This window comes from Azonexus caeni, assembly GCF_048146105.1.
Classification (GTDB): domain Bacteria; phylum Pseudomonadota; class Gammaproteobacteria; order Burkholderiales; family Rhodocyclaceae; genus Azonexus; species Azonexus aromaticus_B.
On the sequence record NZ_JBKJAD010000034.1, the window covers coordinates 1 to 20593 of the forward strand.

Annotated in this window: 16 protein-coding genes; 6 read left to right on the forward strand and 10 right to left on the reverse strand. The window is 63.6% G+C overall.

The genetic code is table 11. The features are described 5' to 3' along the window. Window positions 1–86: 86 nt before the first annotated feature. The 3 genes from ACLIIZ_RS20085 to ACLIIZ_RS20095 are packed head-to-tail and all read right to left on the reverse strand — an operon-like array spanning window position 87 to window position 4839. Window positions 87–4169: an NACHT domain-containing protein gene (locus ACLIIZ_RS20085; RefSeq protein WP_416695345.1), complete on the reverse strand. Its 4083-nt coding sequence runs from the start codon at window positions 4167–4169 to the stop codon at window positions 87–89. Next, a complete protein-coding gene (locus tag ACLIIZ_RS20090) occupies window positions 4169–4582 on the reverse strand; it encodes a type II toxin-antitoxin system VapC family toxin (protein ID WP_416695294.1) in 414 nt (137 codons plus the stop codon). The genes ACLIIZ_RS20085 and ACLIIZ_RS20090 overlap by 1 nt, the downstream gene beginning before the upstream one ends. Then, complete coding sequence (locus ACLIIZ_RS20095; RefSeq protein ID WP_416695296.1) at window positions 4579–4839, reverse strand: AbrB/MazE/SpoVT family DNA-binding domain-containing protein; 261 nt, start codon at window positions 4837–4839, stop codon at window positions 4579–4581. The genes ACLIIZ_RS20090 and ACLIIZ_RS20095 overlap by 4 nt, the downstream gene beginning before the upstream one ends. 76 nt (window positions 4840–4915) lie before the next feature. Here ACLIIZ_RS20095 and ACLIIZ_RS20100 point away from each other — a divergent pair, with 76 nt between their 5' ends. After that, entirely contained in the window at window positions 4916–5749 is an 834-nt protein-coding gene (locus ACLIIZ_RS20100) for a hypothetical protein (protein ID WP_416695299.1), read from the forward strand. A 191-nt stretch (window positions 5750–5940) separates the two neighbouring features. On the opposite strand, the gene ACLIIZ_RS20105 is transcribed toward ACLIIZ_RS20100, so the two are convergent. From ACLIIZ_RS20105 to ACLIIZ_RS20125, 5 genes are all read right to left on the reverse strand, one after another. After that, window positions 5941–6327: a DUF6883 domain-containing protein gene (locus tag ACLIIZ_RS20105; RefSeq protein ID WP_416695301.1), complete on the reverse strand. Its 387-nt coding sequence runs from the start codon at window positions 6325–6327 to the stop codon at window positions 5941–5943. Further along, the gene (locus ACLIIZ_RS20110) at window positions 6299–9247 is read right to left on the reverse strand and encodes a DEAD/DEAH box helicase family protein (RefSeq protein WP_416695303.1); all 2949 of its coding nucleotides are present in this window, start codon (window positions 9245–9247) and stop codon (window positions 6299–6301) included. The genes ACLIIZ_RS20105 and ACLIIZ_RS20110 overlap by 29 nt, the downstream gene beginning before the upstream one ends. A 13-nt stretch (window positions 9248–9260) precedes the next feature. Beyond that, complete coding sequence (locus tag ACLIIZ_RS20115; RefSeq protein ID WP_416695305.1) at window positions 9261–10817, reverse strand: site-specific DNA-methyltransferase; 1557 nt, start codon at window positions 10815–10817, stop codon at window positions 9261–9263. Window positions 10818–10914: 97 nt separating this feature from the next. Beyond that, complete coding sequence (locus ACLIIZ_RS20120) at window positions 10915–11265, reverse strand: ArsR/SmtB family transcription factor (protein WP_416695307.1); 351 nt, start codon at window positions 11263–11265, stop codon at window positions 10915–10917. A 123-nt stretch (window positions 11266–11388) separates the two neighbouring features. Beyond that, window positions 11389–12900, reverse strand: coding sequence for an extracellular catalytic domain type 2 short-chain-length polyhydroxyalkanoate depolymerase (locus ACLIIZ_RS20125; RefSeq protein WP_416695309.1), 1512 nt, complete (start codon window positions 12898–12900; stop codon window positions 11389–11391). Window positions 12901–13108: 208 nt separating this feature from the next. Between ACLIIZ_RS20125 and ACLIIZ_RS20130 the strand changes: the two genes are divergently transcribed. From ACLIIZ_RS20130 to ACLIIZ_RS20150, 5 genes are all read left to right on the forward strand, one after another. After that, window positions 13109–14971 (forward strand): diguanylate cyclase, encoded by a 1863-nt coding sequence (locus ACLIIZ_RS20130; RefSeq protein WP_416695312.1) that lies wholly within the window; start codon window positions 13109–13111, stop codon window positions 14969–14971. A 90-nt stretch (window positions 14972–15061) separates the two neighbouring features. After that, window positions 15062–15415 carry a CidA/LrgA family protein gene (locus ACLIIZ_RS20135; protein WP_416695315.1) on the forward strand — a complete coding sequence of 118 codons (354 nt, stop codon included), beginning with the start codon at window positions 15062–15064 and terminating at the stop codon, window positions 15413–15415. Continuing rightward, window positions 15412–16134 carry an LrgB family protein gene (locus ACLIIZ_RS20140; protein ID WP_416695318.1) on the forward strand — a complete coding sequence of 241 codons (723 nt, stop codon included), beginning with the start codon at window positions 15412–15414 and terminating at the stop codon, window positions 16132–16134. The genes ACLIIZ_RS20135 and ACLIIZ_RS20140 overlap by 4 nt, the downstream gene beginning before the upstream one ends. Before the next feature lie 48 nt (window positions 16135–16182). Continuing rightward, entirely contained in the window at window positions 16183–18543 is a 2361-nt protein-coding gene (locus tag ACLIIZ_RS20145; RefSeq protein ID WP_416695321.1) for a PAS domain S-box protein, read from the forward strand. Continuing rightward, window positions 18527–19159 (forward strand): response regulator transcription factor, encoded by a 633-nt coding sequence (locus tag ACLIIZ_RS20150; protein ID WP_416695323.1) that lies wholly within the window; start codon window positions 18527–18529, stop codon window positions 19157–19159. The genes ACLIIZ_RS20145 and ACLIIZ_RS20150 overlap by 17 nt, the downstream gene beginning before the upstream one ends. Before the next feature lie 8 nt (window positions 19160–19167). Here ACLIIZ_RS20150 and ACLIIZ_RS20155 read toward each other — a convergent pair whose 3' ends face one another. Both ACLIIZ_RS20155 and ACLIIZ_RS20160 read right to left on the reverse strand, forming a co-directional pair. Beyond that, window positions 19168–19494 (reverse strand): hypothetical protein, encoded by a 327-nt coding sequence (locus ACLIIZ_RS20155; RefSeq protein WP_416695326.1) that lies wholly within the window; start codon window positions 19492–19494, stop codon window positions 19168–19170. A 76-nt stretch (window positions 19495–19570) separates the two neighbouring features. Beyond that, window positions 19571–20569, reverse strand: a complete 999-nt coding sequence (locus tag ACLIIZ_RS20160; protein ID WP_416695329.1) for an ankyrin repeat domain-containing protein — start codon at window positions 20567–20569, stop codon at window positions 19571–19573. Window positions 20570–20593: the final 24 nt, after the last annotated feature.

The window sequence follows — 20593 nt, forward strand, 5'->3', positions numbered from 1 at the left end:
CGAGGGCGGTAAAAGGTAGCCGGTCTGGCGGTCAACAGGATGGAAACGGCTCATCTCTCTGGCTCGGTTCGGTTGGCTCGCTGCCATTATCCCATCAGGAAAGAGTTAGTCCGACAGGCTGCTAGCGGCAAGGGTTCCTTTGGCGACACATCAAGGCGAGCCAAGGAATTGCGTTGGCGACGTGTCTCACGATCGAGCGGTCGACTGAGCAATTGATCCAGTTTTTCCGACGTCAGGCCAAACTGGTCTGCGACCAGCTTTAGCTTTTCAGCCTCATATCGGTCAGGTGCTTCCAACGCCAATTCATTGACAAATCCAGCAAGCAAGCTTTCACGGTCCGTCAGACTCGGTGTTCGAGAAAGGCAAGCCTCAAGCAATTCCCCACGACGCCAGTCGCTCGCCAGTTTCCAAAGGGAAAGCCCTTGACCGCAGGAGACATGCTTATCGCTCACAAGCAGAGGCAGAATGCCAGTTACTGTAGAAGAAATATCTGCCACATCCCGATCTGCCCAGCGCCCCGCAAGCGCTAAAGCCGAAGCAGGACATAAGTGAGCAACCGCCCCAGAAACTGCTGCCCAAGGAAACTTGTGATCGTTGTTTTCATGGACGAACTCTGCCGCCCGAGCCAATCGGTATGCCAACTCCGGATGTGGAGTCCCAATTTCCTCACCCCGCTTGGCAATTTCCAGCAGCACATCAAGCCAGTCTCGCGACTCGTCGCCCAATCGAGCTTCCAGTATTCCCAGCCCGATCTCAAAGCACGCTGCAGCTTCATCTCGAAACACAGGCAGAATTGCCCGCGCCAAATCGAGCCACGACTGAGCCTCTATCGTTGCATGCTCTCGGCTGTCGGCAATCAGCCCCCTGGCTCTCCCGCAAAAGAGCAACGCCAGATCACTCAAGCCGGTACGGGCAGCCCGCCAGGCCAACTTGCTCCAGGTCGTCGCGAATACAAAGCGGGATTTTTTCGCCAGCCAGCCCTCGATAGCTCCAACTTCATCACTATCTACTGCCCTGACAATCGATAATGCATCCCACCAAAGCAGGGCAATATGATTGGCTAAAAAACTTGCATCCTCCCGCCAAGACCAGTCCGCAGCGTGGCCTACGCGCGAATCTGCCAGTTGCCTCGCCCTCTGCTTCAGTTCATTTGAGCCGTATCGTCCAAGCAATGACTCTGCGCGCAATTGATACCAAGGCGTGAGCAAGCCATAGACCCGCTGAAAACTATCGGTTTCGTGGTCATGGGCCCGCGGTTTGCCGTCACGTTTAAGTCGAGATGGCATCAACTCTTCCGCAGACAGCTCAGCTCCATTCAAGGCTGCTTTGAGGGTGTATGCACGCAGCAGGAAAGCTGAACGTCCATTCATGAAGTCGATCGAGTCAGAGCCAAGATATTCGGGTAAATCAGGCATGAAGCGCACAAGGTGAGCAAGTACGACCTCTTTGCCCAAGCCAACATGCGCCATTACCTCAGCCAGAATGATGAGGCCCTGTTGTTCTGTTAATTTTCCCGAATAAATCTCGTCCCCTGAAGGCTCCAGTTCCAGAGCCCCCCAAGCATCCACCATACGACCGACGACCTCCCGCGATGGAGCCCCGCCCGCATCGGCCAACGCACAGAGAAAGCCCAACCCAACATGAGCCTCGTCGGATGCGGACTGTATGAGTGCTTGAACCAGTGATTCGTCGCCCCTATCGAGTAGGCTAGTCGCCAAACTAAGAGCGGTACGGAATCGGAATGCAGCGTTTTTCCAGCGCACTATCCAGTCGACACAATCATCTGTGCCCAAAAGAAACAAAATTGCTCGCGCAAAGGCGGCAGCATCGTCCTCATCGACTCCAGCGCTTCGTCTATCGTCAGGTGGTAGCTCAGCCCATTCATCCAACCACTCGTCAGCCAATCGGAGTGACTGTCTTGCCTCAGCAAGATAGTCGGAATTTGGCGCCAGCATGGCTGCATAACGAGCGTGAGCAACGCCATACCAACCGCCGGCTCGTTGCCGAAACACGGTTTCTCGCACCCGCTCAGGGGGCCACAAGGCAGCAATCAAATCGTCATTGGCAAACAGCAGATCCCGTTGACGCGACTCGGCTGCCGCAGCTTCGCCCATGCGCAACAACAATTTAGCGATGGCGATGTGATCGCTCTTCTGGTGAGCCACCTTCAAACCAAAACGAAGGCGCTCCCGCACAATGGCACGCCGCTCAAGAGAGTCCTTGATATCCGGTTCGGAACCGAGGGCGTGGCTGAAAAGTAGCTCATGGCGATTCGCGTGAAAAAGCAGACCTGGCCACGCAGAGGCAACATAAGCATCGTTGTCGGCCCAAGGACTAAGCTTGGTAATCAGGCGCTCGTAATCTGCAGGCTCGCTGCAGAAGCTATCCCGAAACCATCTTTCTACAGGCTCATCACGAAACTGAACAAATCCGTCCAAACACAACAATGGCTGCCCGAGATCAGCGACAAAGCTCGCGATGGCAGACTCCTGCACGCCTGCCGCTTTAGACAATACCCGGATTGGCACGCGAGGAGGCAAAGCTGCTAGGGCAACACACAAGGCATTGATCCCGGCTTCATCACCGGAATGCCCCCGGAGTACCGCCAACGCATCTTCCAGTTCCAACCCAATCTGCTCATCGACCGACCGCCTGCCTGGCCCCAAACGCGCGAGCAGATCACGCAAAGAGGCTCCCCGCTTCAACAGATAAAACTGGATTCGGGGATTGCCTCCGGTATAACGATGAAACTCGGACACCGCTCCCGCATCCGCCTCGGGAAACGTAATGCGCAGATGCTTCGCTGTCTCGTCCGGATCGAAGGGCTCAAGCTGGATTTCGATTGTTCCATGAGCTCGCCGGGGAAAACGATCCCGCCGCTCAGTCCTCGCCAGCAACACCAACCGACAGCCGGCCGGCAAACTCTCTTGCACCAAATCCCTGGCGAATGAGGCTCCATCATTTCGCTCTCTGGCCGCATCTTCGCTATTGTCAGCAGCATCCAAAACGATCTGAACCAATCCATCGGAATGACGTTGCCTGACCGCCATAGCGGCTTGCTCCAGGCGCAGCATGAAGGCCCGCAGGTATTCGTGTGGTGCAGCATTCCTTGGCAGCAAGGGATCACACAGTCCTTGCTCGGACAGTTCGTTGGCAATTTGCACCAAGCCCTGAGCATGCAAGTGCCGAGGCTGGCTTGGTTTCCGGTAATCGCCACCAGCGAATCCATCGAAGACGACCGTTACCGAACCCTTTGGCATCAGTTCCGATAGTCGGCCAGCAAGTACCGACTTGCCCACACCGCCAGCAGCATGAATCAGTACTGGCGCATGTGCTCTTGTGATTGCCTCCGCAATCGCAGCTTCCTGGCGACGAGGCAACACCCCACGCACATTGACGACGGTCGACGGCGCGGGAAACATATTCTCTGGTAAACGCACCCCTAGGCAATTGAGCAAAGCAGCCTGGCGGATAACAGGGTCATGTGCCCATTTGCTCAATGTCCGGGCACGGACAAATTCGACGAGACTATCGCGGAAATTCTCATCAAGAGATTTTGGCGAAAGGCACGCCAGTTCCCCTCGCAAATTATTGTCTTGGGAAACGCAGTTCGGCTCGCACCCCTTCAACTGGAGCAGCCGAAGGAAGCAAATGAATTGGAACGCATCCAACCCCGACAGGGCTTCCCAACAGAGGAGCGGAGAATCCTCATCACCATCTTCTCCGCCCAAACGCCGATCCAAGGCATCTTGTAAACGAGGGTCAATAGGACGATTCGAGACGAATACACAGCGGAGCCTATCGGCAACAACATCCTGACCATGCGTTTCACAAAGCCGCAAAAATAGTGCTGCGAACTTCGCCACTGTGCTTGCCAGTGTCGCAGCAGTCCAAAACTCTTCCGTCCGTACCGTCGAATGTTTGAGTTGAACGTATTCAACTCGATCAGCAAGAGCGAAATCTTCGCTACCGTAATACTCGGCGGTATCAACAATGAGTTCGGCAGGATGATCTGCAATCGCCTCATCGAGCCCCGAACATCCCTCAATGCTCACCGCGACGAGGCCAAACCTCTTGTTCAGCATGCGCAAGGCACGCCGAGCCGTCCATAGCAGGTGAAAATCCTCACCATCATTACGACTGCGTACCGAAGTCGTTGCCGTGCGCATCACGGCACCACCACCTCCGGGAGCACCGCCAACTTCACCGCCCGCCGGGCAAATTTCTTGTCGTCAAAGGTGTAAAAACGGTCACACTTCTTGCTACGTGCAACATGGAGCGCATCTGCAAAATCAAGGCCTTCGCGATGAAAGCGCAAAGCTTCCTGAACTGCAGGCCAATCCTCCACCTGCACGTTGGGAAGGCCAATGAGATGCTCCATGGCGCGCGCACAATCCTCCGATGCGAAGGAATAGAAAGCCCGCAACACCCAGGCGAACTCCAAAACCACCGTCACCGGCACATGGATGCTTGGCGACTCCCTGATTAAGCGTTCGGCAAGAGGACGCTGGTGAGCGGCCTCAGGATCGCTCGGATCGTCAACATAGTAGCGGGCAAGAATATTAGTATCGACGGCGATCATGATGCATCCGCATCTTTGGTCTGCCGCATCAGTTCTGCAACGTCCAGATCAGCCAGTCGGCGCGGTGGCCCGGCGTACTTCAACATGCCATACCCGCTTTCATGGCTGGAATGTCCGGCCGGATGGAGCAAGGATATCTCGATCTTGTCGTCGACCACGGAGACATCAACCTGGCTCCCCGGCAGAATTCCAAGCTGCTTACGCAAGTCGGCAGGAATCACCACCTGGCCTTTGTTGGAGACTGTGACACAGGACATTTTCCACCTCGTTCAACATGGTTCAACAAGACTTTAGCATGGCTTCACGCTCGATAAAACCTAGGCCACCTTCGAGATGGAAGAAATCCTGTATGAGCTGCGCAACCACTCCGCCGGCCTCAACGCCGGGCGCTGGGACTACATCTTCTCCTGCATCAAGAAATTCAAGAAAAACAAGGACTTCCGCCTCGCCCAGCGCAGCGCCATCACCATGGAAGTGCCCTTCATGCGCGGCTACGCCTTGGCCCTCGTGCAGGCCTGCCACAAGCGCGGCGCCCCGGCGATGGGCGGCATGTCGGCGCTGATCCCGATCAAGAACGACCCGGTGGCCAATGAGAAGGCGCTGGCCGGCATCCGTCACGACAAGACCCGCGACGCCAACGACGGCTTCGACGGCGGCTGGGTGGCCCACCCGGGCCTGGTGCCGATCGCCATGGAAGAGTTCGTCAAGGTGCTCGGCGACCGCCCGAACCAGTTCGAGAAGCAGGTTGAAGGCAAGTTCGGCCCCGAACAGTGGCTCGACTTCCGCCCGACCACCCCGATCACCGAAGCCGGCCTGCGCAACAACATCAACGTCGGCATCCACTATCTGGGTAGCTGGCTGGCCGGCAACGGCTGCGTCCCCATCCACAACCTGATGGAAGACGCCGCCACCGCCGAAATCTCCCGTTCGCAAGTCTGGCAGTGGGTGGTTTCGCCCAAGGGTATCCTCGACGACGGCCGCAAAATTTCTGTGGAACTTGTTCGCCCGATGATTGTCGAAGAACTCGCCAAGGTAAAAGCCACCGTCACCGCCCAAGGCGAAGACACGGCCACCTACGACCAGGCCGCCGAAATCTTCGACAAGATGTCGCTGACCCCGGAATACCCGGAGTTCCTGACCTTGCCGCTGTACGAGGCGATGGCCTAAGCAGTACCCGGAAAAAAGGCGCCCAGACGCCCGACTCCGACAGAGAATGAAGAAGCGCCGGGGCAACCCGGCGCTTTTTTGTTGCGTCTCTCCGGCTGACACCCAGACCGTCGATCAGAACAAGGGCCGCAAGTTCGCAGTTTGCGAACTGCGAACCAACGATCACCGGCAACACCCCGCAAATTTTCCGCCTATGCCGACGGCAGCTTGTTCATCGGGTGTGACGTAATCAAACGCGGCGCCCCACCCCCTGCAACTTCCCAGACCGTCCGAATGCAGGGGTTAAGGCCATCCGGCGTCGGGCAATGGCAATCGACCTGATAGCGGGTTCCCCATGGGGTCGGCGTCACCAAGGTTACCTGATTGCGTCGCCCCTGCTCGCTCAGCGCGGCGGCGAATACCGGCCAGTCGGCGAGCCCGAAACCGCGTGCCGAGAAAAACCTGGCCTTGGCCGCGCCTTGCGGATGTTCAGGGTTGAGCAGGTATTCGCGGATTTTTCGTTCCTCGACCAAACTGTGCTCGGCATCGGGCAGTTTTGTCGGCTTCGGCTCAGCCCGCCACCAGATCAGCGGCGGCAATCGTCAGCACCGCCATTTCGCCATCCACGTCGAGAAATTCGACCGCATACGCCTGGCCCTGCCCGTAGACCGAAACCACTGTGCCGTCCTTACCGGCGGGCAAGGCATGTCCCTCGCTCGTCAACGCACGCACCAGGCGTACCGGCGTATGCTCGACCAGAGCGATGTTTTTCCCCAGCAGCTGCCGCAACTGCCCCGCCACATCGCGCCCGTCGGCGTCGCGTTCAACGGCGAAGAGGAAGAGGTTGCCGGAAACCCTGGCCCAGGTTTCGCCAATCTGCCGCTTGACCACCGAGTCGTCGTTGCTCTTGTAGCCCTCGCCCTTGTACTCGACGACCAGCGCACGGCCGTCGTTCAGTTCGGCGACGAAATCCGGATAGAAACGGCCGCTCGGAATCGGCAGCCAGAAGGAGAACTCCGGGTTGCCGGGCAGGTTGCGCACCCAGTGGCGTACCGCTGCCGACTTGTCGATGGCGTCGGCGCAGAACATCTCGTGGTCGGTCTGGCGCGGCGGCGGATCGCAGAGATCGCCGATCACCCCGTAGTAATGCTTGCTCAGGACAAAACGCCCGCGATAGTACGGCGGCCGCGCCGGGTAGGCGCCGGGCTGGAAGCGGAAGCGGTAATCGGCGCTGATCCCGGCTTGCGGCTCGTCGCCCAGCAGGGACTGCTGGAAACCGCGCTGGCGGCCGCTGGCGAGCAGCGCCCGCAGCCGTTCCAGCAAGGCCTCGCAAAGCCGGCTGCGATGACGGTAAAGCGCCGTCAGCGTGTAACCGCCTTCGCGCTGCAGCCAGCGCAGCACCCGCGCCAGCCAGGCCAGGCGCTCGCTCTGGCCGAGCCCGGAGTCGCGCAGGCGTTCGTCCAACCAGCGCAGCAGGTCGTTTTCGGTGATTTCCGTCGGCACCAGGTCGAGATTCACCGCGTAGCGCGCGGCTTCCTGTTCGATGCGCAGATGGCCGTCGGCAACGTCGAGCAGCACCGGCGCTGCCTCTTCATCCAGCCGGAAGGCCGGCAGTTCGGGCGATTCGTCGGCCAGCGTGAACCCGGCCAGATCGAGGAAGACCTCCTTCTCGGCCAGGTCCAGTTCGCCCTGCGCGTCGCGCACACACAGCAAGGGCAGCGCCGCGAACGGCACACCGCGTGCCGACGGCGCCAGCACCGCCTGCTGGCGCAGCTCGAAGCGGTCGAGCAGCTTTTCCAGTTCAACGCGCGCCTTCTTGTCCGCCACCGCGTCCATCAGGGCGCTCCGCACCGCCGGCGACGGCGGCGTATCGAAGCGCACGGTGACGCCACCGTCCGCTTGCGGCACCAAGCTCAGACCGACGATTTCCTCGCCGTCGAGGCGCGGCGCACCGGGCAGCAGGCTGCCTGCCAGGTCGGCGGCGAAGGCCGGCACCGCCGGCAAGCTCAGTTCCAGCGTCTGCGCCGGCAGACCGCCCGCCGTCAGGTCGTCGAACAAGGGCAGGACGCCGGGGAATACCGCCTGCGCCGCCTCCAGCTCCTCGAAGCCCATCGCCACCAGGCGGTCGGCCAGTTCGTTCGCCACCCGCGCCGTCTGCGCGCTGGCCAGGTGGGCATAGGCGCGGTTGAGCAGCGGGCTCTTGCGCGTCCGCGCATACGGCATGCGCAGCACGCGCCCGAGCAGTTGTTCCATGTCGCGGCTGGAGCCGATCTTCTGCAAGGAGCAGAAGACATAGGCGAAGGAACAATCCCAGCCCTCCTTCAGCGCTTCGACGGTAATCACCACGTCCACCGGGCAGGCCGGGTCGAACAGATCGACGCCGTCCAGCTCGCGCTGGTTGCCGGTGGCGATGGCGATGCGCTCGACGGCGATGTGTTCCTGCGTCAGCAGATGCTGCTTCAACACCTCCACCGTCACCTCGCCGGCCTTGTCCTCGGCCTGCAGCAGCAGGATCGGGCGCAGGTAGTCGGCTTCGTTGACCGCCTCGGCGGCCAGGCGCTGGCGCGTCAGCAGCGCGTCGCGCACCGCCTCCTGCCAATTCGGGTGCGTCTGCAGCACGATCGGCAGCTTGATCATCTGCTCCGCCTTCAACTCCTCGGCGGAGACGTGGTAAAGCACGTTGCTGCGATGTTCGCCCTTGCGCATCGGCGTCGCCGTCATTTCCACCAGCGCCGCCGGATTGAGGCGGGCGAAGGTGTCGTAGGTCAGGGCCGTGCGCGCGTTGTGTGCCTCGTCGACGATGACCAGCGGCCGGTGCCAGTACATCAGGTTGGCGAAACTGCGCTTGACCTTGCCGAGATCGGCACGCGTCAGGTAGGGCTGCGCCTCCAGGTCGCGCTCCGTCACGCGCTCGAAGCCGGGCAAATCCGGCGCCCGCTCGAAATGCGGCTCGAAGGCTTCCTTGTAGGCATAGACATCGCGCCCGGAGGTGTCGTCCACGCGCAGCGTCTGCAAGGTGCCGACGACGATCAGCGCCTTCTGGCCGAAATCCTGCGGGCGCAACTGGTCGGCTTCGCCGATGTCGAGCACGCGGAAACCATCGACGCCGAAATGCCCCTCCAGCGCCTCGCGGTAGGGGTGGCCCGGCTGGCGCAGCGCCGCCAGCGTCTGACCGCGGATCACGTTCGACGGCACCAGCCACAGCGCCACCGGCCGCTCCAGCGCGCTGCGCGCCTCGGCGTACTCGCGCCAGGCCAGCGCCAGCGCGTGCGTGCCGAGCAGGGTCTTGCCGCCGCCGGTGGGAATGCGGATGCAGACATAGGGCACGCAAGCTCCGGCGCTGGCGAAGCCCTGGCCGAGATAGGGCGGAATCTGCGACGGCGCCATTTCCTGCGCCGCCAGCGCGGCGCGGAAGGCGGCGTCGAGCCCGGCCTCGTCCTGCGCGTGGCGGGCGCGGGCGAAGAAATCGCCGAGCGCGTCGAGGGCTTCCTGCTGATAGTGTTTGAGGATCAGGCTCATGGTCGGCTTTCGGTCAGCGGGCGCGAATGTCGTAGGGAATCTGCTTGAAGACGATGCCGGCGGCCTTCAGGCGCGGCGGCGACAGACGGCAGGATTCGCCGTAGATCACCCGCGGCCCGGTCGGCGGCGCCAGCGCGTCGAGCAGCGCCAGGATCGGCCCGGTCAGCACATTGCCGCCCTGTGGCCGGCGGTCGCCGAGGATGCCGTTGTAGAGCAGGAAATAGGCGGTGCCGTCGTGGCTGCCGAGCAGCGGCGTCGGTTCGATTCCGAGCGGGGGCATCGACCACGGCGTGCGCGTTTCCTGATACCAGACCCAGGCCGCCAGCGTCGGAAAGCGGATTGCCGCATTGATCCGCCCGTCCGCCTCGAACACCGCCTCGCCCAGGCGGAAGAAGCGGAAGCCGCCGCCGCCCGTCCAGCCGACCGCCGCCGAAATGCCGCCGGCCTCGCCCGCCACCACTTTCTGCAGACGCGGCAGGCAATGCGTTTCGGCGTGCTCGCCCATTTCGATGCCGATCCAGCGCCGCCCCATCTTGTGCGCGACGGCGGCCGTGGTGCCGGAACCGAGGAAGGAGTCGAGGACGAGGTCACCGGGGTTGGTGGCAACTTGTAAAACACGCGAAATCAACAACTCCGGTTTTGGGGTAATGAAATCATCTGCTAATGACTGACTTCCCAAAACCTCCCGAACCTCCTTCCGCGAACCATCCGTATGACCGGCAAACTCGTGCTGCCAAAGGGTTTGCGGAACAACACCATCATTCTTTAACAGGTGTCGATAACGCTTGAATGAAGGCGTATTGCCTTTGCCATCTTTGCCCCAATAGATAAATCCTTCAGCAACGTGGCGCTGGTGCTCTTCGCGTGAATAAGCCCAAACGCGGGTCTTGCTCGGCCAAATTTCCTTCCCGGTGTTGGGCTGAAGAATCGGATAGTAGAGGTTTGGCCGTTCCTCAAAAGTCTTGTTACAGGTGTAGTCACTGGCTCTAAACACCCCTGCGTCATCCTCAAATTTATATTGCCGGTCTTTTTCGTCCGTGCGTGGCAGCAAATTTCTTTTCCAAGCAGCACTTTTTTGGAAGACCAGAATATGGTCGTGCATGGGCGCAATAGTTTTGTGGTCGTTAGCTACGGCGTATTTCTTCTGCCAAACCACATTAGCCACAAAATTCCCCCGTCCAAACACCTCGTCCATCACCACCTTCAGGTAGTGCGCCTCGTTGTCGTCGATGGAAACCCAGATGCTGCCGTCTTCGGCGAGCAGTTCGCGCAACAGTTCGAGGCGCGGGTAGATCATCGACAGCCACTGGCTGTGTTCGAGGTTGTCGTCGTAGTGCTCGAAGGCACTGCGGGTGTTGTACGGGGGGTCGATGTAGATGCACTTGACCCGGCCGGCGAAGAAGGGGAGCAGGGCTTTCAGCGCTTCCAGGTTGTCGCCGCGAATGAGCCAGTTGTCATTACTGGCGCCGCCGACGTCGCCGTGCGCGGAGACGGTTTCGAGCAGGCGGAAGGGGACGCGGCCGGCGGTCCGTAGGGCTTGGTTCTTGTTGAGCCAGTCGAGCAGGGGCATGAAGTTGTCCGGCAGATATCGGCGAGACCGCCATTATAGGCGGTCGCAATCGGGACGTTCGGCTTCCCATGCCGGCTGGATTAAGCGAGCGCCCGCTTCAGCCGGCGGCGTCGCTACCGAGAAATTCCCCGATATCCCGGCTGGCGACGGTGACGCTGACGGTGCGCAGGATGTCGACGAAGTTGGGGTCGATGACGCGGTAGAAGACCTGGTTGCCGTCGCGGCGGCGGCCGAGGACGCCGGCCCGGAAGAGGATGTTGAGGTGGCGCGAGATGTTGGCCTGGGTGAGGCCGATCTTTTCGACGACGTCGTTGACCGGGCGTTCGTCCTGGCACAGGGTGAACAGGATGCGCAGGCGCGTGGGGTCGGCGAGGAGGCTGAAATAGTGCGCGACGTCCTCGAATAGTTGTGTCGTTTCGTCCATGTCCTGTGCGATCGGTAGCGACACCACGGCGCCGGGAACGGCGACGCGACAGGCCGGGGAGGCGCCGGCTGCCCGAGCCTTGCGCGCGGTGTCTGGGCCGCCATTATAGGGGCGGCGCCAGCCGGGCAGTGACCCGGCCGCTGGCGATCAAGGACAGGTCTGGCGCGTCGGCCGGTTTTTCCGGGTTACCGCCTGGTTCTGCGCCAGCGAGAAATAGGGGTCGCAGGCGGCGGGCGACTTGGCGGTCTGGACGATCAGGGTATTGGCGAGCGGGGTTTCGCGGCCCTCGGCGTCGACACCAAGCAGGCGATAGGTGTAGGCGGTGTCCGGCTGGAGGCCGTTATCGACCCAGGATGGCGCCTGCTCGGCGGCGATTTCGGCGACGGCGACGCCGTCGCGGCGCAGCCGATAGAGACTGGCGCCGGGAACGGGATGCCAGGCGAGGACGATCTGGTTGTCGGCGCGGTCGGCAACGCGCAACTCGGGCGCAGCGGCGGACGGCGCCGGCGGCGCGGCGCGGCGGCCGCTGGCCAGGCGTTCGGCCATGTGCCAGACACTGGCGATCTGGTCGCCGCCGGCGGTGGCGTAATGCCCGGCCATGTCCCAGCCGAAATCGTTGTAACCCCACCAGTCCCAGCAGCCTTGCGGGTTGAGCGGGGTCTGCGGCGGGGCGACGGCGGCGACCGTCTGCGGGTAGAGGACGACGATCCGGCTGGCGTCGGCCCATTCGTTGAAGCCGGCCTTGTTCACGAAGGCCTCGCCGATCGCTTCGGCCTGTTGCTGGCAGCCGTGGAAGGCGATGTGCAGGCGGCAGGCGGCGCCGTCGGCGCAGTCCTTGGGCACGTAAACGTAACCCTGGTCGGCCAGCGAAATCTTGAGCGGGGCGACGGCGGCCCCGGCGCGCCGGGTGTGGATGCGCTGATCGAAGGCTTGCGGTTTGGCGCCGAGGGCCGCGCTGGCGGTCCGCGTCAGCGGTCCGTAGAACATCTGCAGCGCACCACCGGCGGCATCGTAGAGGGCGCCCTCGGCGTTGGCCGAGCAGGCGTTGATGAACTCGCCGCCGGTCCGGGCACAGGGCTGGCAGGTGCTGCCGGCGCAGGCGGCGCTGATCTGGGCGTGGCCGGCGTTGAAGCTGTCCTGGATGAAACGCTGGCTGGCCGGGGTGAAGCCGGCGAACCACTGCTCAAGCGCGGCGTTGACCGGCTGCTTGACGACGCCGTCGTTGCTGCCGTGGAACAGCCAGAGACGTTGCCGCGCCAGGTTGGCGAGCGGGTCGATCAAGCCCCGGGCAGCCCAGGCGCGGGCGGCGGCGGTCATGTGGTCGAGGTCGGCAGCGCTGATCGGCTGCGCCGGATAGGCGGGATCGCCCTGCATGCAGCGGGCGATCGCCTTGCCGACGCCGGCCCCGGCCCAGGCGTCCTGACCGGCGCAGAAGTAGGGGCCGCCGGCGGTGGCGGCGATGCCGCGCACCGAGGCCGAGTGGGCAACGCCGAACTGGACGGCCATGAAGGCGCCGGACGAGATGCCGGAGACCGTGGTCTGCGCCAGGTCGATGTTGAGGGCGGGCAGCAGCCCGGGGCTTTCGGCCAGGGCGGGATTGAGCGTGGCGAGGGCAAGGGCGAGCGGGCCGAGGCCTTTGGCGAAGGGCAAAGCGTTCATCTCGATGTCTTCCGGGCGGGGTTGAAATTGACATCATCATAAACGCCGACAGAGACCCGATGCAAAGCGATGTTCGCAGCGAAAGGCGGCTTGATCCTGATCAACAAAGCCGGCGATTTTCCGGCGGCGCCCCCCTTAACACCTTCGTAATAGAAGACGGCTCGGACATAATGTCGCACTTCCGAATCCGTGTTGCGGGATCGTCATCGTGAATCTCAACACCAAGGTCACGCTGTTCTTTTCGGCGATTGCCGTGTCGCTGCTCGCCGTGCTGGTGGCTATCAGCCTCTACGCCTTCCGCACTTTCTCGATCGCCTCGGCGACCGACCACATCCGCTCGGCCGGCGAACTGGTGCGGGTGGCGCTGACCGAATCGATGATCAACGGCGTCATCGACCGCCGCGAGAGCTTCCTCAAACGCATCCTCGAAGTGCAGGGCCTGCGCTCGGCGCGCGTCGTCCGCTCGCCGGAAGTCGAACGCCAGTTCGGCCGCGGCCTCAACCTGGAAAGCCAGGCGGACGCCATCGAACGCCAGGTGATGGCGAGCGGCAAGCCGTCGTTCGGCGTCATCGAAGAAGACGGCGAAACCTTCTTCCGCGGCACCATTCCCTACATCGCCACCGCCCACGGCACGCCGAACTGCCTGCAATGCCACCAGGTAACGGAAGGCAGCGTGCTCGGCACGGTGACCATGACGATGTCGATCGACGGCCTGCGCGACAAGGCGGTGCTGACGGTGGGCGGCATCGCCGGCGCGGTGACGTTGTTCGCCGTGCTGCTGGTGCTGCTCGCCCGGCGCATGCTGCGGCCGATCTCGAACACCGCGGCGGCGGTCGAAGCGGCGGTGCAGAAGGCGCTCGACGGCGACTTCAAGACGCAGATCGAGCAGCGCACCAAGGACGAAATCGGCCAGATCGCGCGCGACATGAACCGCCTGCTGGCCTTCCTCGACAGCGGCTTGAACCGCATCGGCACCAGCGTCGCCCGCCTCACCGAGCGGCCGGCGACACCGGGCGAGAACCTGCTGACGGCGACCATCGACATGGTCGAGGGCTTGTCGAAGGCGGCGCATTTCAAGCAGGCGATCGAGGAAGACGAAACCAAGTCGGAGATTTACACCCGCCTCTCCAGCACGCTGCAGAAGGAGTTCGGCCGCCAGGAGTTCTCGCTCTACGAAATCCTCAGCCACAAGAAGCAGATGAAGAGCCTGATCGTCGACGGCCGCCCGGCCGACGGCTGCCGCTGGTGCGACCCGGAAATCCTGGTCCGTCCGGAAGCCTGCCGGGTGCGGCGCACCGGCCACCCGGTCGACGGCATCGACAACCCGGAAATCTGCTACGCCTTCCAGCCGCCACCGGAAGTCGGGCCGCGGCGCCACGTCTGCTTCCCGATCATCCAGTCGGGTGCCGTCGGCAGCATCGTCCAGATCGTGTGCACGCCGGACGAGGAGAAGAAGCTGCACGAGTGCGCCCCGCTGCTCCAGGTCTACCTGCGGGAAACCGCACCGGTGCTGGAAACCAAACGGCTGATGGAGAACCTGCGCGATGCGACGCTGCGCGACCCGATGACCGGCCTCAACAACCGCCGTTTCCTCGAGGAATACGTCGACACGCTGATCGCCGGCGTGCAGCGCAAGCGGGCGCACGCGGCGATCATGATGCTCGACCTCGACTTCTTCAAGATGGTCAACGACACCTACGGCCACGACGCCGGCGATACCGTGATCAAGGCGCTGGCCGGCGTGCTCAAGCAGGCGGTGCGCGCCTCCGACCTGGTGATCCGCTACGGCGGCGAGGAGTTCCTGATCATCCTGCTCGACAGCAATGCCGAGCACGCCTGCCTGATCGGCGAAAAGATCCGCGGCGAGGTCGAGGCGATGAAGGTGCAGATTGGCGGCACGGTGATCCAGAAGACGATTTCCATCGGCATTGCCGACTTCCCCGGCGACAGCGCGACCTTCTGGCAGGCGGTCAAGTTCGCCGACCTGGCGCTCTACCAGGCCAAGGAAACCGGACGCAACCGGGTGATCCGGTTCACGCCGGAGATGTGGACGACCGATGAGGATTACTGACAATCCGTAAAAGATCATTCGCCGAATCGGCCAATTAACAAAACATTCGGGCACAAATACACTGACGGCCTTGCTTCAAGGAACGCCGCCATGCTCGCCGCCCTTTCCCTCCTCCTCGTCTGCCAGCTGATCGGCGAAGTCTTCGTCCGCTGGCTCGCCCTGCCGGTGCCCGGGCCGGTCGCCGGCATGCTGTTGCTGTTCCTGCTGCTGGTGCTGCGCGACGGCCCCGACGAGAACCTGCGCCACACCAGCCAGGGCCTGCTGCAACACCTGTCGCTGCTGTTCGTGCCGGCCGGCACCGGCATCGTCCTGCATTTCTCGCGCATCGGCGAGCAATGGCCGGCGCTCGTCGCCTCGCTGCTGCTCAGCACGCTGGCCGCCTTGCTGGTGACAGCGGGAACGATGCGTCTGTGCCAGCGGCTGAGCGAAGGAGAAGAAAAATGAGCGGGCCGATCGGCGAAGTCTGGGTTTATCTGGCGGCCTCGCCGCTGCTCGGCCTGACCGTGACCCTCCTTGCCTACCAGGTGGCGCACGCGCTGTACCGCAAGAGCGGCCAGCACCCGCTGGCCAACCCGGTGCTGATCGCGGTGGCCATCCTCGGCACCCTGCTCGGACTGACCGGCACCGCCTACGAAACCTACTTCGCCGGCGCCCAGTTCGTGCATTTCCTGCTCGGCCCGGCGACGGTGGCGCTGGCGGTACCGCTCTACCTGCAGTTCCGCCGCGTGCGCAAGCTGCTGCTGCCGATCTCGGCCGGGCTGCTGGCGGGCAGCGCGACCGCCGTCGTCTCGGCGGTCGCCATCGCCCGTCTGCTCGGCGCCGACAGCGCGACGCAGGCCTCGCTGGCGCCGAAATCGGTGACCACACCGATCGCCATGGGCATTGCCGAAAAGATCGGCGGCCTGCCCTCTCTGACCGCGGTGCTGGTGATCTGCACCGGCGTCTTCGGCGCCATCGTCGGCGAGCGGGCGATGGCGGCGATCCGCGTGCACGACCCGGCGATCCGCGGTTTCGCGATGGGCGTCGCCGCGCACGGCATCGGCACCGCCCGCGCTTTCCAGATCAACGAGCAGTCGGGCGCCTTCGCGGCGCTGGCGATGGGCCTCAACGGCCTGCTCACGGCGGCCCTGCTGCCGCTGCTCGCCGACTTCCTGCTCAAGTAAGGGTAAGTACCAATGGCCGATCCCGGCGGGCCGCCCAAGAATCCCGTCATGTTCCCCAAGCCGCCCGCTCCCTCGCCGCGCCAGCCCTGGCTGCTGAACGCCCCCTACCTGGCGATCGGCATCTTCGCGCTGGCCATGCTGGTGATCACCGGCCTCCTGCAGTGGCGCGAACGCGACACCGCCAAATCGGCGCTGGAAGGCGACATGCACTGGGCTGAGCGGACGCTCGAGAACCGTCTCTTCAACCACCTCGAGTTCCTCGCCCAGCTCGGCCGCGACCAGGAATTCATGCAGCTCGACTACGAGGCCTTCCAGGTCCGCGCCGGCCGCTACGTGCGGGAGAACCCGGAAATCCTCGCCATCGTCTGGGTCGATACCGACGGCTACGTCGAATGGGTGGCGCCCAACGAATCGACCATCACCTATGTCGGCGAACGTCTGCAGGGCAGCCGACTGGCGGCGCTGCAGGAAGCCATGCGCATCCGCCGCGAGATGATTTCCGACGATTACCCGGACATCGACCGCCGGCCGCAGCACGACATCATCGTCCCGGTGCAGCGCAGCAGCGCCGACCTCGGCGCCTTCATCGCCCTGCAGTCGCTGGAAAGCCTGCTGCGCGCCTCGCTGCCGACCGCCTTCACCACCCGCTACAGCCTCAGCGTGCTCGACGCCCAGGAGCGCGAGGTATTCCGCAATACCTCGGTCAAGCCGAGCGACCGCGAGATTTCCGGTCACATCGTCCTCAACCTGCCAAACAACCGGCTCGGCCTGGAAATCGTCGCCTACCGCGGTGGCGGCGCCTGGCTGACCTTCCTGCCGGCGCTGCTGATCATCGTGCTCACCGCGATCACCTCGGTCGCCATGCTGCAGTTGCGCCGCCACGCCCAGCACCGGGCGCAGACCGAGGAGCAGTTGCGCGCCGCCTACGCCTTTCGCCTGGCGATGTCGCAGTCGCTGATCACCGGCCTGCGGGCGATCGATCTGGAAGGCCGCATCACCTTCGTCAACGCCGCCTTCTGCCGGATGACCGGCTTCGACGAGGACGAGCTGGTCGGCCTCAAACCACCCTACCCCTACTGGCCGCCGGAGGAATTCGCCGCCCTGCAGAACACCATCGACCTGGCGCTAGCCGGCAAGGCGCCGCCCGGCGGCTTCGAGATGCGGATCATGCGCAAGAACGGCGAGCGCTTCTACGTCCGCCTCTACTTCTCGCCGCTGATCGACACCCAGGGCCGGCAGATCGGCTGGATGGCGTCGATGAACGACATCACCGAGCCGCGCCGCGCCCGCCTCGAACTGGAACGCGCCCACGAACGCTTCGAGACGGTGATCGACGGTCTCGATTCGGCGGTGCACGTCGCCGCCAGCGACAGCGGCGAAATCCTCTTCGCCAACCGCGCCTTCCAGAACATCTTCGGCTTCGACGCCGTCGGCCGCGATTCGGCGCTGGTCACCGAAGCCTGTCGGCCCGATCCCGGCGAACTGAGCCGCGACCCGCGCAACCTGAAGCCCGACGACCTGCCCTGCGAACTGTTCGACGGCGAAGTCCGCCACCGCCTGTCCGGCCACTGGTACCACCTGCACGAGCGCGCCATCCGCTGGGTCGACGGGCGCACGGTGATCGTCCAGATTGCCGCCGACATCACCGATCGCAAGCGCATCGACGAAGTCGCCCAGCAGCAGCAGAAGCGCCTCGACCAGACCTCGCGCCTGATCACCATGGGCGAGATGGCGTCGTCGCTGGCGCACGAGCTGAACCAGCCGCTGTCGGCGATCGCCAATTACTGTGCCGGCTGCATCAAGCGCATGCAAGCCGGCAACTACCGCAACGAAGACCTGCTGGCGGCAATGCAGAAGGCCTCCGACCAGGCCGAGCGGGCGGGCAAGATCATTCGCCGCATGCGCGACATGGTCAAGAAGGGCGAGCCGCATCGGCAGGCGATCGGCCTGCCCGAGCTGATCGACGAAACGCGCGCCTTCGCCGACATCGAGGCGCAGCGCTCGAGCACCCAGTTGCTGATCGACCTGCCGGACAAGCTGCCGCGTGTCTTCGTCGACCGCATCATGATCGAGCAGGTGCTGCTCAACCTGATCAAGAACGGCATCGAATCCATGGGCGAATTGCCCGCGGAACAGCGATGCCTGCAGATCTCGGCGCGCAGCCGCGACAGCCGCATGGTCGAGGTGAGCATCGCCGACCGCGGCCACGGCCTCGCCGACGAGGACATCGAGCGCATCTTCACCCCCTTCTTCACGACCAAGCCGGACGGCATGGGCATCGGTCTGCCAATCTGCCGTTCCATCGTAGAATTTCACCAGGGCCGGCTGTGGGTGGAAAGACGCCGCGAGGGCGGCACCGCCTTCCACTTCACCCTGCCGCAGGAGGCAAGCGATGAACCCGAGCAATGAAGCCCAGCAAGTGATCTACGTCGTCGATGACGACGAAGCGATGCGCGACTCGATGCACTGGCTGCTCGAAGGCGAAGGCTATGCCGTCGCCTGCTTCGAGTCCGGCGAGCATTTCCTCGCCGCCTGGCACGAGGACATGCGCGGTTGCCTGGTGCTCGACGTCCGGATGCCGGAAATGAGTGGGCTCGAACTGCACGAGCTGCTCAGCCAGCGCGGTTCGCCGCTGCCGGTGATCTTCGTCACCGGGCACGGCGACGTGCCGATGGCGGTCGCCGCGCTGCAGCGCGGCGCCTGCGACTTCATCGAAAAACCTTTCCACAACGAGGACCTGTTGTCGCGCATCCGCCGCGCCCTCGCCGTCGATTGCCAGAATGCCCAGCGGCGCAGTCAGAGCAGCGCGGTCAACCGTCGCCTCGAACAACTGACGCTGCGCGAGCGCGAAGTGATGGATCTGGTGGTCGCCGGCAAGCTGAACAAGCAGATTGCCGACGAACTCAACATCAGCATGAAGACCGTCGAAGCCCATCGCGCCCGGGTGATGGACAAGATGGGCGCCCGCACGCTGGCCGAACTGGTGCGTGCGGTGCTGCAGACCGAGGGCGAAAGCGGCGCCTGAAACGGCGCCTACAACGGGATGATGTCGTCGCCGCCGTAACCGGTCTCGAAGCCGTTGAACTGGCGGACTTCCTTGCGCCGCAACATCTTCTCCTGCACCTTCGGCGGCAGGTCGGTGAACATGATGACGCCCTTGGCGATCAGCAACTCGATGGTGTCCTCGATGACCCGGACGAAATCCCGGTCGAGTTCATTGAGCTGGCTTTCCCGCCAGCGCTCATGGATGAATTGCAGTACTTCCGGGTTGTCGGCCGCGACTTCCTCGGTGGCACCGTCCAGCGGCACCGGGTGCAACTCGCAAACCCGCCCTTCGGCGTCCCTCGCCACATACAGCATGCCCGTCACTCCTTGAAACCCGTTTCGTCGAGAGTCTGCCCGAGCCGGCCAGCCTTGGCAATCCGCACGGCATGTCTCAGTAATTTTTCACCGGCGCCTTGGGCGGCATCTTCGGCTTGCCGAAATAGGTCGCCGGCGGCACCTTGAAGGATTTCTTCCCCTCCTGGCCGACCACTCGCACCGACTGCTCGTCCGGCCGTTGGCGGCTGGCGCTGATTTCCAGCGCGGTCGCCCGCGGCGCCACCGGTCGCTCGACCTGCTGACGGGCGATGCGGACGCGTTCGGCGGCAATCTGGCGATCGATCTCGAGCGTCGACATCTGGCGTTCTTCCAGTTGCTTGCGCGCCGCCAGCAAGGCTTCCAGTTCGCGGCTCTGGAACAGCGAGCGCTGCAGCGTCCCCCAGTGTTCCTTGGGCTGGTTGAGCGCCTGCTGGTAGCTTTCCGGGTCGCCGACCAGGCGGGCGATACCCAGATTGTTGTTACGCATCGCCCATTCCAGTGCGCCGTCGCCCCAGTCGTTGCGCACATCGCGCCTGGCGCCGCGTTCGATCAGTTGCCGAGCCAGCGCTTCGTGCCCTTCGTACACCGCCATCATCAGCACCGACGAGCCGTTGGTGCTGCGGGCATCGATGTCTGCCCCCCTGGCCATCAGGTAATCGACCACCGCCGCGTGACCGCCGAACACCGCGTAATGCAGCGGCGACCACTGGCGCGGTGGCGCATTGACCGGCGCCCCGCGTTCGACCAGCCACTGCACCGCTTCGAGTTGGCCGCGCCAGGCGGCCAGCGCCAGCGCCGTTTCGCCGTTGGCGTTGCTCAGCCCCAGATTGGCGCCGCGCGACAGGAACAGGCGCATCAGCGGAATATTGCCCTCCCAGGCGGCGATCATCAGCCCGGAACCGATCCGGCTGCCCATGAAATCCGGCGCCATGCCCGCGTCCAGCCAGGCCTTGGCCTGCGCCACGTCGCCCATTTCCATCCGGTTGGCGAAGCTCACCGGATCGGGCAGGCGGACCTCGCCGCCCAACCAGGTCTGGGCCCGGGCCGGGCAAACCAGCACCATCCCGATTATCATTGCCGCTACCAGCCTGCCTGCCAT